Annotated in this window: 19 protein-coding genes; 12 read left to right on the top strand and 7 right to left on the bottom strand. The window is 26.8% G+C overall.

What is annotated here, in order from left to right; translation table 11 throughout:
- Nucleotides 1-77 precede the first annotated feature (77 nt).
- The 6 genes from rpmH to mnmE are packed head-to-tail and all read left to right on the top strand — an operon-like array spanning nt 78 to nt 4,700.
- Nucleotides 78-212: a 50S ribosomal protein L34 gene (rpmH, locus tag CRU93_RS07935; protein ID WP_129103658.1), complete on the top strand. Its 135-nt coding sequence runs from the start codon at nt 78-80 to the stop codon at nt 210-212.
- Nucleotides 200-535, top strand: coding sequence for a ribonuclease P protein component (gene rnpA, locus CRU93_RS07930; protein ID WP_129103687.1), 336 nt, complete (start codon nt 200-202; stop codon nt 533-535). Before rpmH ends, rnpA begins: the two co-directional genes overlap by 13 nt.
- The gene (gene yidD / locus CRU93_RS07925) at nt 532-870 is read left to right on the top strand and encodes a membrane protein insertion efficiency factor YidD (RefSeq protein ID WP_129103657.1); all 339 of its coding nucleotides are present in this window, start codon (nt 532-534) and stop codon (nt 868-870) included. The genes rnpA and yidD overlap by 4 nt, the downstream gene beginning before the upstream one ends.
- A 22-nt stretch (nt 871-892) precedes the next feature.
- Nucleotides 893-2,473 (top strand): membrane protein insertase YidC, encoded by a 1,581-nt coding sequence (yidC, locus tag CRU93_RS07920; protein WP_258238864.1) that lies wholly within the window; start codon nt 893-895, stop codon nt 2,471-2,473.
- Between the two features lie 9 nt (nt 2,474-2,482).
- Nucleotides 2,483-3,352, top strand: a complete 870-nt coding sequence (locus CRU93_RS07915; RefSeq protein ID WP_129103656.1) for a Jag N-terminal domain-containing protein — start codon at nt 2,483-2,485, stop codon at nt 3,350-3,352.
- 1 nt (nt 3,353) lies between these two features.
- On the top strand, nt 3,354-4,700 hold the full coding sequence (gene mnmE, locus CRU93_RS07910; RefSeq protein WP_129103655.1) for a tRNA uridine-5-carboxymethylaminomethyl(34) synthesis GTPase MnmE: 1,347 nt from the start codon (nt 3,354-3,356) through the stop codon (nt 4,698-4,700).
- Nucleotides 4,701-4,706: 6 nt separating this feature from the next.
- On the opposite strand, the gene CRU93_RS07905 is transcribed toward mnmE, so the two are convergent.
- Both CRU93_RS07905 and CRU93_RS07900 read right to left on the bottom strand, forming a co-directional pair.
- Entirely contained in the window at nt 4,707-5,186 is a 480-nt protein-coding gene (locus CRU93_RS07905; protein ID WP_129103654.1) for a histidine phosphatase family protein, read from the bottom strand.
- Between the two features lie 27 nt (nt 5,187-5,213).
- Complete coding sequence (locus tag CRU93_RS07900; RefSeq protein ID WP_129103653.1) at nt 5,214-5,705, bottom strand: histidine phosphatase family protein; 492 nt, start codon at nt 5,703-5,705, stop codon at nt 5,214-5,216.
- A 92-nt stretch (nt 5,706-5,797) separates the two neighbouring features.
- Between CRU93_RS07900 and htpX the strand changes: the two genes are divergently transcribed.
- A complete protein-coding gene (gene htpX / locus CRU93_RS07895; protein ID WP_129103652.1) occupies nt 5,798-6,649 on the top strand; it encodes a zinc metalloprotease HtpX in 852 nt (283 codons plus the stop codon).
- Between the two features lie 10 nt (nt 6,650-6,659).
- Here htpX and CRU93_RS07890 read toward each other — a convergent pair whose 3' ends face one another.
- Complete coding sequence (locus CRU93_RS07890; RefSeq protein WP_164967649.1) at nt 6,660-7,250, bottom strand: DUF134 domain-containing protein; 591 nt, start codon at nt 7,248-7,250, stop codon at nt 6,660-6,662.
- Nucleotides 7,251-7,657: 407 nt separating this feature from the next.
- Between CRU93_RS07890 and CRU93_RS07885 the strand changes: the two genes are divergently transcribed.
- Complete coding sequence (locus tag CRU93_RS07885) at nt 7,658-7,993, top strand: NifB/NifX family molybdenum-iron cluster-binding protein (RefSeq protein ID WP_129103650.1); 336 nt, start codon at nt 7,658-7,660, stop codon at nt 7,991-7,993.
- Between the two features lie 93 nt (nt 7,994-8,086).
- Here the strand turns inward: CRU93_RS07885 and aroC are convergent, their stop codons facing one another.
- Genes aroC through CRU93_RS07865 form a run of 4 tightly spaced genes read right to left on the bottom strand, consistent with a single transcriptional unit; the run spans nt 8,087 to nt 11,315 of the window.
- Nucleotides 8,087-9,163 (bottom strand): chorismate synthase, encoded by a 1,077-nt coding sequence (gene aroC / locus CRU93_RS07880; protein ID WP_129103649.1) that lies wholly within the window; start codon nt 9,161-9,163, stop codon nt 8,087-8,089.
- A complete protein-coding gene (gene rnc, locus CRU93_RS07875) occupies nt 9,163-9,840 on the bottom strand; it encodes a ribonuclease III (RefSeq protein ID WP_129103648.1) in 678 nt (225 codons plus the stop codon). Before rnc ends, aroC begins: the two co-directional genes overlap by 1 nt.
- Nucleotides 9,833-10,291 (bottom strand): ribonuclease HI, encoded by a 459-nt coding sequence (gene rnhA / locus CRU93_RS07870; RefSeq protein WP_129103647.1) that lies wholly within the window; start codon nt 10,289-10,291, stop codon nt 9,833-9,835. The genes rnc and rnhA overlap by 8 nt, the downstream gene beginning before the upstream one ends.
- Nucleotides 10,266-11,315 carry a lipopolysaccharide assembly protein LapB gene (locus CRU93_RS07865; RefSeq protein ID WP_129103646.1) on the bottom strand — a complete coding sequence of 350 codons (1,050 nt, stop codon included), beginning with the start codon at nt 11,313-11,315 and terminating at the stop codon, nt 10,266-10,268. Before CRU93_RS07865 ends, rnhA begins: the two co-directional genes overlap by 26 nt.
- Nucleotides 11,316-11,394: 79 nt before the next feature.
- Between CRU93_RS07865 and dnaG the strand changes: the two genes are divergently transcribed.
- The 4 genes from dnaG (at nt 11,395) to rpmA (ending at nt 14,149) form a co-directional block, all read left to right on the top strand.
- Nucleotides 11,395-13,026 carry a DNA primase gene (dnaG, locus tag CRU93_RS07860; protein ID WP_129103645.1) on the top strand — a complete coding sequence of 544 codons (1,632 nt, stop codon included), beginning with the start codon at nt 11,395-11,397 and terminating at the stop codon, nt 13,024-13,026.
- 52 nt (nt 13,027-13,078) lie between these two features.
- Entirely contained in the window at nt 13,079-13,462 is a 384-nt protein-coding gene (locus CRU93_RS07855) for a RidA family protein (protein WP_129103644.1), read from the top strand.
- 97 nt (nt 13,463-13,559) lie between these two features.
- The gene (gene rplU, locus CRU93_RS07850) at nt 13,560-13,877 is read left to right on the top strand and encodes a 50S ribosomal protein L21 (protein ID WP_129103643.1); all 318 of its coding nucleotides are present in this window, start codon (nt 13,560-13,562) and stop codon (nt 13,875-13,877) included.
- A 17-nt stretch (nt 13,878-13,894) separates the two neighbouring features.
- Nucleotides 13,895-14,149: a 50S ribosomal protein L27 gene (rpmA, locus tag CRU93_RS07845; protein ID WP_129103642.1), complete on the top strand. Its 255-nt coding sequence runs from the start codon at nt 13,895-13,897 to the stop codon at nt 14,147-14,149.
- The last annotated feature ends 4 nt before the right edge of the window (nt 14,150-14,153 follow it).

Raw genomic sequence — 14,153 nt, 5'->3', positions numbered from 1 at the left:
AAACTAAAGTAACTTTAAGTAAACTTTAACTATAATCCGCAACTTAATTAGTCAAAGTCAACAAGAGGAAAGCTAAAATGAAAAGAACATATCAACCACATAATACTCCTAGAAAGAGAACACATGGTTATAGAGTTAGAATGGCAACTAAAAACGGTAGAAAAATTATCAAGGCTAGAAGAGCTAAAGGTAGAAAAAGATTAGCTGCTTAAGCAAAAAACACCGAATTAATAGTTCACGCGATTTTAACAAAATATATAAAAGCGACAAAAAATGGCATACCCATTCATTTGTCGCTTTTTTTTCGCCCAGTAAAAATTTAAAAGTTGCATTTGTAGCTTCTAAAAAAGTGGGTGGAGCAGTACAAAGAAATAGATCTAAGCGAAGACTTAGAGGCATGTTTGTTTCTTTTGAAAATAGAGTAATTTCTGGTAATTACATTTTTGTTGCTAAACAAAAAATATTTGAAAGAAACCCCCAAGAACTGGAAAAAGATTTTATATTTGCATTAAGAAATCTTAAGTTATTAAAATGAATAGTATTGCTAGATCTTTTATAAGGTTTTATCAAAAATATTTATCTATTTTTTCTCATGGAAGTTGTAGATATTATCCAACTTGTTCTCAATATGCAATTTGGCAATTTGAAAATAATACTTTTTTTAAGGCTATTTATTTTACAATAACAAGGATATTAAAATGTAATCAACTTTTTGCGGGTGGAATTGATTATCCCGTTGTAAAAAGTGTGATTAAGCATAATAATATAAATTTTAAAAAAATTAAAATCAAATATTGGTATATACCTATAAATAATAATAAATATTTGGTAGTTAGAAATAGGGAGTGGAATAACTATAATGATGAATAACAATTTTAATCAGGACAAAGGTATGCAAAAACGAATGCTAATAATGACATTAGTTGTTTTTGTATTTTTTATTGCTTACGAATTTTTGGTTTTAAAGCCACAACAAGAAGCCAAGCAAGCTGAAATTAAAAAAGAACAAGTATCCAAGGAAAATAGTGCACCTACTGTTAAACAAAATAGTTCAGATGTTACAGCGTCAGCTGAAAGTATTTCTAAATCTGCTGAAGGATTATCAGCAAAAGCGGTTTCTTCAGATGAGATTGTATCTACAATTAGAACTAAACACAATATTATTAAAATTGATAATTTAGGTAGAATTGCACAAGTTGTTTTAGAAGATAGACAGTATATCGATGAAAATAAACAAAAAATAAAACTATTTGATGCTAATCAACTTAGACCTTTAGAAGTTAGATTTGCAGATTCTAAAATTAACACTGAAGCATTTAAAACTAATGTTTCAGTATCAAAAAGCAATATCGATGCAACTAAATCTAATCAAAAATTAGTTTTAACTCAAAAATTAAAAGATACAGTATTAACAAAAACTTTTACATTTTATTCAGATGGACATTATGATTTAAATGTAAATGCAACAAATGGTAAGAAATTTTTTATTACAAATGGTTTTAGACCAGATGTGTTAGCTGATATGTATGCAGATCATGGTTTATATGTAAAACAAAATGATGGTACAATGGAGCTGACAAAAGATGGTGATTTAGAAAAAACAAAAAATTACACTGGAATTAAATTTGTTTCTAGTTTTGATAGATACTATGCTACAGTAATTTATAATTTTGATAAATCTTTTGCAATTACAGTAATGCCAGATAAAGAAGATAATCCTGAAGGATTTATTCACGGAAACAGTAATATTTCATTTAGTGGATATTTAGGACCAAAAGAGTTTAAAACTTTAAAAAATTTAAATCCTGAATTAACTGATGTAATTGAATATGGATGGTTTACATTTATTGCAAAACCAATGTTTATATTCTTACAATATATTCATAATTTAGTAGGAAACTGGGGTTGGACAATTGTATTAGCTACAATTTTAATCAAGTTAGTTTTATATCCGTTATCATACAAAGGTATGGTTTCTATGCAAAAACTAAAAGATTTAGCTCCTAAAATAAAAGAGATTCAAACTAAATATAAAGATGATAAACAAAAAGCATCTATGCATATGATGGAACTTTATAAGAAACATGGGGCTAATCCAATGGGTGGTTGTTTACCTATAGTCTTACAAATCCCAGTTTTTTTCGCTATATATAGAGTGTTATTAAATGCAATTGAACTTAAAGGTTCAGCATGGATTTTATGGATTAAAGATTTAGCAGAAATGGATCCATACTTTGTATTACCAATTTTAATGGGTGTTTCTATGTTTATTCAACAAAGACTTACTCCAAATACAATGCAAGATGAAATGCAAAAGAAGATATTCCAGTTCTTACCTGTGGTATTTACGTTCTTCTTCTTATGGTTCCCTGCAGGGTTAACACTATATTGGTTTATAAACAACGTATTTACAATTGCTCAACAATATACAATAAATAAAATGTTTGAAAAGAAAAGAGCTTTAAAAAAATAGGATTTAATTATGAAAAAGTTTGAAGCAAAAACTCTAGAAGAAGCATATGAATTAGCAAAAAGCGAATTTAAATGTTCTATTACTAATTTAGAAATAGAAGTAGATCAACAACCAAGAAAAGGATTTCTTGGTCTTGGTCGAAAAAGTGCAATAATTAGAGTTATTGAAAAAAACTCTAAAAGTGAATTTGAAAAAAGACCAAAAGAAAAACACTTTAGAAAAAAAGATATAAAAATTGAAGACGTCTCAGAAAAAATAGAAAATGCATGTAATCACAAAAGTTGTAAAGAGACAAAAACTAAAAAGCCATTAAATAAAGTTACAAAAGTTAGTGAAAAAGAGAAAATTTTTGATAACTTTTATGAAGTAGAAGAAAAAGAACAAATCTCTCAAATTATAATTAGAAAAGATTCAGATGAAATTTTAACAGAAGTAAAAAAAGGAATTGATTCTTTATTTTCAAATACTTGTTATGAAATAGATGATATAAAAGTTGAATTTTATGATGAAGAAACTTTATATATTGAATTTACAGGTGAAGACTCTGCATTATTAATTGGAAAAGAAGGATATAGATATAAAGCTTTATCTTATATCTTATTTAATTGGATTAATGAAAAATATGGTTTAATGTTGAGACTAGAGGTAGCTCAATTTTTGAAAAATCAAGAAGAAGCTATTTATAATTATTTAGAACCTGCAATTGAAACAATTAAAGAAAAAGGTAGCTTTAAAACAAAGCCATTGGATGGTATTTTAGTACATATCGCTCTTAAAAGATTAAGAGATGAATTCCCTAATAAATATGTCGCAGTAAAAACAAATGTTAGAGGCGATAGATATGTATTAGTAAATGAATATAGAAGTAAAGAGGAATAAATTGTTAGATGATAGTACAATTGTTGCTGTTGCAACTGCAAATGGAATAGGTTCTATTTCAATCGTTAGAGTTAGTGGTAAAGATGCATTATCAATAGCTCTTAAAATCTCAAAAAAAAATACTTTAACTCCTAGACTAGCTACTTTATCTACTCTTTATTCACATGATGAAAAGCCAATCGATGAAGCTTTATTAATATATTTTAAAGCACCATTTTCTTTTACTGGTGAAGATATTGTAGAGTTTCAATGTCATGGTGGTATTGCAATAGCAAATATTGTTTTAGATGAAGTTATCTATCATGGTGCTAGAATGGCAAATCCTGGTGAATACTCTAAAAGAGCATTTCTAAATGGTAAAATAGATCTATCAAAAGCTGAAGCAATCTCTAAAATAATTGAAGCAAGAAGTGAAGATGCTGTAAAATTACTTGCAAAACAATTAAAAGGTGAATTGACAAATTTCGTTGAAGATATTAGAAAAGATCTTCTTTTTATGCTTGCATATACTGAAGTAAGTATTGATTATGCTGAAGAAGATTTACCTACTGATATTTTTGAAAAAATAGAATATAAATTAAATAATATAAAAGAAAAATTATCAGATACTTTAGATGCAAGTAAAAGAAGAGAAGGGATGATTGAAGGTTTTAAAATAGCAATTATAGGAAAACCAAATGTTGGAAAATCATCACTTTTAAATAAGTTGTTAAATTTTGATAGAGCGATTATTTCAGATATAGCAGGTACGACAAGAGATACTATTGAAGAATCAGTAAAGATTGGTACACATATAATAAAAATTGTTGATACAGCTGGTATTAGAGATGAAACTACTGATGCAATTGAAAAAATTGGTATAGAAAAATCAATTAATGCAATTAATGAAGCAGATATTGTTATTAGTTTATTTGATAATAGTAACGAGTGTAATAAAGAAGATGAAAAAATATTATCACTTATAGAAAATACTAATGACAAAACTATTATTAAAGTTTTAAATAAATCAGATTTAAATAATAAGTTTGACAAAAATAGATTGGATAATGATTTTATTACTCTTAGTACAAAACAGAGTATTAATCCTCTTCTTTCAAAATTGGAATCTATTTTAGATAAGAATACACATGCAGATGAGATGACGCTAATCTCAAAAAGACAAGTTGAAAGTGTAGAACAAACTTTATATCATATAAATGAATCAATAACTCCATTGCACACTGGAGAATTGGAATTTTTTGCTCATCACATAACTGAAGCACTTCATAATATATCAAATATTACTAGACCATTTGATAATGATGAAATGTTAGATGTTATGTTTGGGGAGTTTTGTTTAGGTAAATAAGATTTCTTATTTACCTGAATGTTCAATATAAACAAATTTTGCATTATTTTCATTTATATCTAACCATGAGTCACAATCAAAATCAATTCTAACAACACTTCCCATATCAACTTTTTGTTTTATTTTTGTGAATTTAAATGCTAAAGTTGCAAGTGCAGGGTTATGTCCTACTAAGAATAATGAATTTATATTATCATATGTATATGATATAGTCTCAATTAACTCATTTAAAAAAGCTTTATATATTGAATCATTTCTTATTATTGAGCCTTTAAAATCTAAGTTTTTTGCTATAATCTCAGCTGTTTGTTCAGCTCTAATTGCAGGACTTGCTAAAATCATATCTATATTAATATTTTTTTGTTTTAATCTTTCACATAAGAAAGTTAAACTTTTTTTACCTTCTTGTGTTAATTCAATATCATAATCATCTTTATTCTCATTTATCTCTTTTTGTGCATGTCTCATTAAATATAGTGTTTTCATCTTTTTGCCTAATTTATAAATTTTATTCTAATTATACTTTTTTGGATATTCAAAGAAAATAAGTTGAGCATTGTTTTTTTTTGTTTCTTTCCATCTCTTACAATCAAACTCTATTTTAATTATTCCTGATGTAGGTATATTCTCATTAAAATTTACATACTCTTGTACAAATTGATTTAAACTAGGATTATGACCAATTAAAAATAGATTCTCAAATTTATCATCAATATATTTTATTGTTTCTAAAATATCATTTTTTGAAGCATTATATAAACATTCAAAAAATAGTATTTCTTTTTTATTATATTTAAATATATCAGCAAAGATATGTGCTGTTTTCCTTGTTCTATATGAAGGTGAAGCTATTATTAAATCAGGCTTTAATCCTTTTTTTTTAAGTAGTTTTGCCATGAAAGGAGCATTTTTTTTACCTCTATTATTTAAAGGTCTGTCAAAGTCTGACAGAGTCATGTTTTTCCAAGATGATTTTGCATGTCTTATTAAATATAAGTTTTTCAAAAAAACTCCTTTAAATAAAATTTTAAATTGTTTATTAAACTTCATAATTATAATATGATATCATATATAAATTTAATTAAAAGGAAGCAGTTATGGAACAAGTTAAAACTGTATTTTTTCTTGCATTATTGTCTGTTCTATTTGTTTTTATTGGATACGCTTTTGGTGGAGCAAATGGTATGTTAATTGCTTTTTTAATAGCAGCTGGTATGAATTTTTATGCTTATTATTATTCAGACAAACAAGTATTATCACATTATAATGCTGTTGAAATTACTGATAAAAATCATTTTATTTATAAAATAACAGAAAAGCTAGCCCAAAAAGCAAATTTACCAATGCCAAAAGTTTATTTAATACCAGATGAGATGCCAAATGCTTTTGCAACAGGAAGAAATCATGAACATGCAGCTGTTGCTGTTACACAAGGTTTAGTAGATTTATTAAACGAAAAAGAGATTGAAGGTGTTATTGCTCATGAGTTATCTCATGTAAGACATTATGACATTCTTATTGGTACAATTGCTGCTGTGTTTGCAGGTGCAATAGCTATGATTGCAAATATGATGCAATTTACTGCAATGTTTAGTGGTGGGAATGATAGAGAAAATTCTAATCCTTTCGTAATGTTTGCATTGGCAATTATCTTGCCTATTGCAGCTGCTGTAATTCAAATGACAGTTAGTCGAAGTAGAGAATATATGGCAGATGAAGGTGCAGCAAAATTGACAGGAAATCCAAGTGGATTACAAAGTGCATTGGCAAAATTGGAAAACTTTACAAAAACAGGACAAATGCATAATGCAACAGAACAAACAGCACACATGTTTATTATTAATCCTTTTAGTGGAAAAGATATAAAATTCTCAGATTTATTTAAAACTCATCCTTCAACTGAAGATAGAATTGCAAGATTAGAAGAATTAAAACATAATTTTCAATAGAGATAAAACTCTATTGAAAAATATCTACTAATGAATCTAATTCAATCTTTTCTTTTAACATAGGATAAATCCCTTTTGCAATTAATGATATTTTTAGATCATAATCAATGTCATTTAACATAAAATAGTTTACTTTGTAGTCATATAACACATCAGGTAAAACATTACATGTAGCTTCATTTTCATTTTTGTACATTGGGTTTTTTATACAACTTTGTGAAGCAAGTTTATAATCTTTTATAAGAATAATCCAGATATACTCAGCATCTGGCTCAGCGTATACTAGTTCATCTTGCTTATTAGAACAAATAGCTATTCTAAATTCATTTTTAACTTCATGTACTTTTATATTTTTTCCTGTAATCAAAGCAAGTGATATCTTTTTTCTTGCACTTTTTATGATTCTAGCAAAAGTTGCTCTTGAAACATTCATTTTTTTAGCAGCATCTTCTTGATACATACAAAATGAATCCATCAAGTGTATAGCTTCTAGTTCTTCATGAAGTAAAACAACGTCTTCACTAGCTTTTATATCTTTAGGTCCAAAGTATTTACTTACTGGCTTTAAATTTAGTTTTCTTTCTAGTTTTTCTCGTGGCATATAATTTAATTCCTTAAAATTATTAATTAGAGATTTTATCATAATTTTGTTAAAAATGTAGAAATATACTTGACATATGACCGAATTAATGTTATTATACGGTCATATGTTCACAAGGCTTAACTCGAAAATTTTTGTGAATTTAATAATAAAAACTAAGTGAACCCGCTCTCTCAAATTATTCTTAGTTTAAATATGAGTTAAGATTGTTAGAATATATAATTAGAAATATAATTAGATTGGTCATTTTGTTTAGTTGTCTAGCCTAACATACAAATAACACTCCTCTCTTGGTCAATCTAAATTATAACCATTAATTTTGTAAAAACTTTTTTAAAAGATATTAAAAAGTATTAAGTTTTTACAAAATCCTTTTATAAAATTATCAAATTATTAAAGGCTCAAAAATGAGAATTGTTTTTCCTACCGTAGAAAATCTAAGTTATATGTCAAATGTTGCTCCAGATGTAAAAGAAGCTAATTACTTTACTGTATTAAATCTTAGTGGACAAACTATTAGTTCAGTAGAATTAATGAAAAATAGAATACATGAAAATGTAGAAGATGAAATTGTTAAACTATTTAAATCAAATAATTTTAATGTTTTAATTGTTCCTCATATTGATAATCAATTGGAAAAGAAATTAAAAAATGTTGGAATCTCTATTTTTACTGAAGAAAAAAGAAAAAAAGTATTAGGATTATATAGTGATTTTGTGCAAGATAAATTAAAGAAAATTTAAATAAAAAAGCATCCCTTGACCAAAGAGATGCTAAGGTGTAATTATAATAAAAAAAAATTAAGTAGAACTTACTTTTTTTATTATAATTTTCTTTTAATTTTTATATATTTTTTTAACATTTTCTATTTTAGAACTCATATTTAAAAGTAACATATCTGCAATTACTAATGCTGTCATTGATTCAGCAACTACACTTCCTCTTACTGCAACACAAGGGTCATGTCTACCTTTTAATTCACATTCAACTTCATTATTATAAATATCAACTGTTTCTTGTTTTATAAATATAGATGGAGTAGGTTTAAAGTATACTTTAAAATTAATATTTTCACCATTTGAAATACCACCAAGCATTCCTCCACTATGATTAGATTTGAAGCCATTTTCTCTTATCTCATCATTATTTTCGAAGCCTTTTGTTTTTACACTTTCAAATCCATCACCAATTTCAATCGCTTTAACAGCATTGATACTCATCATTGCATTTGCAAGTTGAGAGTCAAGTTTAAAATATATTGGTTCACCTAATCCTACAGGACAATTTGAAACATTAATTAAAGCAACTCCTCCCACACTATTGTGAGAATTTTTTGCAGTTAATATTGCATCTTTTTGTGATTGTTCAACACTTTTATCAAGGGCATATATCTCTGATGAATTTACTTCTTCAAAGTTATAAGTTGTTGCTTTTATACCATCAATTTCACAAATTCCACTTTGAACTTTTATTCCAAGTTCATTTAACAAAAGTTTTGCTATAGCACCAGCTGCAACCCTAGCAGCAGTCTCTCTTGCACTACTTCTACCTCCACCTCTATAATCTCTAATTCCATACTTATTAAAATATGTAAAATCTGCATGTCCAGGTCTAAATAAATCTTTTACATTTGAGTAGTCACGGCTTTTTTGATTTTCATTAAAAATAACCATAGAAATTGGTGTTCCTGTAGTTATTCCTTCAAAAACTCCACTTAATATTTCTACACTATCACTTTCTTTTCTAGCTGTAGCATATTTGTTTTGTCCTGGTTTTCTTCTATTCATTTCAGATTGAATAAATTCTTCATCAATCTTTATTCCTGCTGGAACTCCATCAACAACACATCCTAAAGCTTTCCCATGGCTTTCACCAAAAGTTGTAAATGTAAATCTATGGCCAAAACTATTCATTAATTTTTACCTTTAAATTGCTCAATTGCTATTTTTGCAACTGCTTGCTGTGCAAGTTTTTTACTTTTACCTTTTGCTTGACCATATTTTTTACCATCAATCCAAATTGATACTTCAAACTCTTTTTTATGATCTGGACCATAAGAACCTTCTATTTTATATTCAGGAATACTTCCAAATTCTGCTTGAGTAATCTCTTGTAAAGCAGTCTTATAATCACTAAATAATACATCTAGATTAATTTTGTCATACGATTTTTCAAGTAAATCTAAGATTATTGGTTTAAGTGCTTCTAATCCAGACTCTAAATAAACAGCACCCATTATTGCTTCAAATGCATCAGAAAGTATAGAAGCTTTATGTCTTCCATTATTTCTCTCTTCTGCTGTTGATATAAAGATATATTCACCAAGTTTTATTTCATTGGCAAGTTTTGTAAATCCATTTTCATTTACTAATGAAGCTCTTATTTTAGAAAGTTCACCTTCATTTGAAGTAGGAAATTTTTTATATAAATATTCTCCTACAATAAGGTTTAAAACAGCATCACCAAGGAATTCTAATCTTTCATTGTTATATGGTTTTTTTAAACTTTTATGTGTAAGTGCTTCGATTATCAGATCCTTGCTTTTAAACTGATAATCCAAACACTTTTCTAATTTTGAGTAGTCACTCATTTTCTTCCCCTTTATTATTTTTTAAATTTTCTGCAAATGTTCTTGCTAGTATATCACATCTTTCATTATGCTCATGCCCTGCATGACCTTTTACCCAAAAAGCATTTATTTTGTGTTGTTTCGAAACTTCTAAATACTCTTTCCATAGTTCTAAATTTTTAACTGGCTTTTTTGATGAATTCTTCCAATTATTTTTAATCCATCCTTTAAGCCATTCATTTATAGCTTTTACTACATATGTTGAATCAGATATTACATTTACAATACAAGGTTCTTTGAGTGCTTTTAAACCTTCAATTACACCTACTAATTCCATTTGATTATTAGTTGTATTGTCTTGACCTCCACATAGTTCTTTCTCTTTTCCATTATATTCAAGGATTGTTCCCCAACCTCCAGGACCTGGATTGCCTAAGCTTGACCCATCACTGTAAAGATTGATTTCTTTCATTTAAATCCTTAGTTAAATTATATTTTACATTATATGTTAATATGTTGTGACAGTGTGGACATCTTGATTCATATATTGGATGTATTTGTTTACATGAACTACAAATAAATTCAAAATCTAATGTTACAGGAACTTTATGTTCATGTTTGTTTAATGCAATTAAAATATCAAATACAAAATCATCACTGTGATCACATGTTTTTAGATATCCTTTAGCATTGTAAAGTTCAGTTAATAGTTTGTTTTTATCAACTACATCAAAATCAATATCATTAAAATCTAAGAACCAAAGTAAATCAATAAATTTATTAATATCAAATTTATCAATATTTTTCCATAAAAAATCTTTGTTAAATTGAATTAGATATTGAACTAAAAGTCTTTCAATTATGCTGTTTGATTTAAATAAAGAGTATAATTTTTTAGATTTTTCTTTATAACTTAAATCAGGTGTATTTAGAAGTTTTTGTGCTTCTATATAGATTTTTTCTCTTTCAACATTTATATTTAGTTCTTCTAATGATTCTATTACATCAATTGCTTTATCATACTCTTTTAATCGTTCATTAATTATAAGAAGATGTTTTAATGCATTTTCATTTCTTGGTGAGAATTTTAATATTTTTAAATATATCTCTTTTGATCTTTGTAAAAATCCACCTTTAAAATATGTAGAACCTAATAATTCTAAAAGCTCTTCTTTTTTTACTTTATCTGTAACATGTTCAAGTAGTGCTAAATATACTGAAATTGCTTTATTATAATCACCTTTGTGTAGAAAACTTGAAGCCAATAAAATTATAGAATCAAATGGAAGATTATATGTTTTATATAAATGTACATAATCTTCTTCTTTTAGTTTGCCTAATTCAAATCTATTAAGAAGTTCTCTATAATCTTTTCTTGCATTTTTTTCTTTATATACTCCTATTGAGTATGTAATAAAAGATATTACAAATACAAGGGTAAAAAATATAATAACACTAAATAAAGGATCTCTATAATCTAATACTATACTGTCCAAATATTACCTTTACATATAAATAGTAATAATATAATATCATAAAAGCACATATAAAATAATAAAAGAGTATAATTTTTCTATGATAACTAAAGAATCAATTGAGAATTTAAAAAATCATCTAGATATAGTAGATGTAGTTTCACAATCACTAGAATTAAAAAAATCTGGAGCAAACTTTAAAGCATGCTGCCCTTTTCATGGAGAAGATACTCCTTCTTTTGTTGTGAGTCCTGCTAAACAAATATACCATTGTTTTGGTTGTGGAGCAGGTGGAGATTCTATTAAATTTGTAATGGAATATGAAAAATTAAATTACCCTGAAGCTATTGAAAAATTAGCTTCGATGTATAATGTAACTTTATCTTATGATGATAATCATAAACCAAAACAAGACCTGAAAGTATTAGATTCTGTAAATCAATATTATATAAAATTATTTGCAAGTAATAATGTAGCAAAAGAGTATATAAAAAGTAGAGGGATTTCAGAGTTTTCTATAGAAAAATTTGAGATTGGTTATGCACCAAAATCATTTGAAACAATAAATTATTTAAAAAACAATTATTTAAATTTAGCAGATGCAAAAGAGCTTGGTGTTATAGACTCAGGTGAAAATGGTCTATATTCAAGATTTATAGAAAGAATTACTTTTCCAATATATGGGTTAAATAGTAAAATCGTTGGTTTTGGTGGAAGAACAATTACAGGTCATAATGCAAAATATGTAAATTCACCTCAAACAAAAATATTTAATAAATCAAAATTATTGTATGGATATAATATTGCAAAAGAGAATATATATAAAAAGAATAGAATAATTGTAACAGAAGGGTATTTAGATGTAATAATGCTTCATCAAGCAGGATTTAATACAGCAGTTGCAACATTAGGAACAGCTTTAACTAAAGATCATTTGCCAATTTTAAGAAGGGGTGAACCAAAAATAATTGTAGCATATGATGGTGATAAAGCAGGGTTAAATGCAGCTTTCAAAGCTTCCGTGATGTTAAGTCAAAGTGAATTTGAAGGTGGAGTTGTAATATTTTCTGGAGGGATGGATCCTGCAGATATGGTAAAAGAAGGTAAAGTTGAACAACTAAATAAAATATTTGATAATCCTATTGCTTTTATTTCATATGCAATTGATTATATTGTTTCAAAGTATAATATAAATGATGCAAATCAAAAACAAAAAGCTTTGCAAGAAGCAAATGATTATTTAAAAACATTGAGTATTTTGTATCAAGATGAGTATAAAAGATATTTAGCACAAAAATTAAATATTAGAGAAAATCTAGTAAAAGTATCAAATCAAGTAAAAAGAAAAGTAGATAATAGTTCAACAAAAATAGATATTGCAGAATTAAGCATAATAAAAGCTATATTAGAAAAACCATCAAGGTTAGATTATGTTTTAGATATGGTTGATTCTTCAATTTTTGATTACCATAAAGAGCAGTTTGAGCTTTTATTAAATGATATTGATAATCCTGCATTAAATGGAATTTTATTAAATGAAAGATTAGAAGATTATGATGATGATAGATTAAAATTGGAAATTTGTATTCTTTTATCTAAATATTACTCTTCCCAATTAAATAGACTTTTATATGATAAAGATATGGATTTTAAAAAGAAATCTTTAGAAATAAGAAAATTAAAAGATAAAATTTTCCAGTTAAAACAAGGTAAAATGGTTACTTATAATTAGTAATTAATTCAAAAACTTGTATAATCACAAAAAAATTAAAGAGGAAGAAAAAATGGAGTTATTACATACTGATAGAGTGCCAGCAGCAATTGGTCCATATTCACAAGCAATAAAAGCTAATGGACTAATTTATACTTCTGGGCAAATCCCTTTAACAGCAGAAGGAGAACTAGTAGAAGGGGACATTAAAGTTCAAACTAGACAAGTTCTTGAAAATCTTAGAAAGCTGTTAGAAGACTGTAAAAGTGGTATGGATAAAGTAATTAAAGTTACAATATTTTTAAATAATATGGATGACTTTGGTATAGTTAATGTATTATATGCAGAAGCATTTGGCGATCATAAACCAGTAAGAAGTACAGTAGCAGTTAAAACTCTACCAAAAAATGTACTTGTTGAAATGGATGTAATTGCATTGCCATATGATTATCAATAAAATTTTCGCTTAAACAAAGTTTAAACTAAGATTGGATAATATTTCGCTTCACAAAAAATACGTATTTGATAGATATAGATAGTTAGAGGATTGAAGAATGTACGCAATTATTAAATGTGCTGGAAAGCAATACAAAGTTCAAGAAGGTGATATTCTTAATGTAGATTACCTAGGTAAAGCTGCAAAAGAAACTGTAGAAATCGCTGATGTTATTGCATTAAATGACGGTGAACTAAAAACTGGTGATGCTATTTCAGCTGCTAAAGTTGAAGCAGAAGTAGTACTAGATGGTACTGGTGTAAATAGAGATAAAAAAGTTATCATTTACAAAAAAAGAAGAAGAAAAGATAGTAAATTAAAAAGAGGTTTTAGAAAAAGCTTCACAAAAATTAGAATTACTAAAATCGCTGCATAATTTTAAGGAGATAATAAATGGCTCACAAGAAAGGTCAAGGATCTACACAGAATAATAGAGATTCAGCTGGTAAAAGACTTGGTGTAAAAAAATTTGGTGGAGAAACAGTTAGAGCTGGTAACATCATAGTAAGACAAAGAGGAACAAAAGTACACGTTGGTGAAAACGTTGGAATTGGTAAAGACCATACAATTTATTCTTTAATTGACGGTGTAGTTAAGTTTGAAATTAAAGATAAAGATAGAAAGAAAGTTTCTGTATACGCTTCATAATTTG

Source organism: Arcobacter sp. CECT 8985 (assembly GCF_004116495.1).
Lineage (GTDB): Bacteria > Campylobacterota > Campylobacteria > Campylobacterales > Arcobacteraceae > Malaciobacter.
This window is presented reverse-complemented; position numbering and strand designations above follow the sequence as displayed.

What these genes read in the sequence shown, in the direction of transcription:
- rpmH (WP_129103658.1), top strand. Translation starts at nt 78, where the DNA reads ATGAAAAGAACATATCAACCACATAATACTCCTAGAAAGAGAACACAT.
- yidD (WP_129103657.1), top strand. Translation starts at nt 532, where the DNA reads ATGAATAGTATTGCTAGATCTTTTATAAGGTTTTATCAAAAATATTTA.
- yidC (WP_258238864.1), top strand. Translation starts at nt 893, where the DNA reads ATGCAAAAACGAATGCTAATAATGACATTAGTTGTTTTTGTATTTTTT.
- CRU93_RS07915 (WP_129103656.1), top strand. Translation starts at nt 2,483, where the DNA reads ATGAAAAAGTTTGAAGCAAAAACTCTAGAAGAAGCATATGAATTAGCA.
- CRU93_RS07905 (WP_129103654.1), bottom strand. Translation starts at nt 5,186, where the DNA reads ATGAAAACACTATATTTAATGAGACATGCACAAAAAGAGATAAATGAG.
- htpX (WP_129103652.1), top strand. Translation starts at nt 5,798, where the DNA reads ATGGAACAAGTTAAAACTGTATTTTTTCTTGCATTATTGTCTGTTCTA.
- CRU93_RS07890 (WP_164967649.1), bottom strand. Translation starts at nt 7,250, where the DNA reads ATGCCACGAGAAAAACTAGAAAGAAAACTAAATTTAAAGCCAGTAAGT.
- CRU93_RS07885 (WP_129103650.1), top strand. Translation starts at nt 7,658, where the DNA reads ATGAGAATTGTTTTTCCTACCGTAGAAAATCTAAGTTATATGTCAAAT.
- aroC (WP_129103649.1), bottom strand. Translation starts at nt 9,163, where the DNA reads ATGAATAGTTTTGGCCATAGATTTACATTTACAACTTTTGGTGAAAGC.
- rnc (WP_129103648.1), bottom strand. Translation starts at nt 9,840, where the DNA reads ATGAGTGACTACTCAAAATTAGAAAAGTGTTTGGATTATCAGTTTAAA.
- rnhA (WP_129103647.1), bottom strand. Translation starts at nt 10,291, where the DNA reads ATGAAAGAAATCAATCTTTACAGTGATGGGTCAAGCTTAGGCAATCCA.
- dnaG (WP_129103645.1), top strand. Translation starts at nt 11,395, where the DNA reads ATGATAACTAAAGAATCAATTGAGAATTTAAAAAATCATCTAGATATA.
- CRU93_RS07855 (WP_129103644.1), top strand. Translation starts at nt 13,079, where the DNA reads ATGGAGTTATTACATACTGATAGAGTGCCAGCAGCAATTGGTCCATAT.
- rplU (WP_129103643.1), top strand. Translation starts at nt 13,560, where the DNA reads ATGTACGCAATTATTAAATGTGCTGGAAAGCAATACAAAGTTCAAGAA.
- rpmA (WP_129103642.1), top strand. Translation starts at nt 13,895, where the DNA reads ATGGCTCACAAGAAAGGTCAAGGATCTACACAGAATAATAGAGATTCA.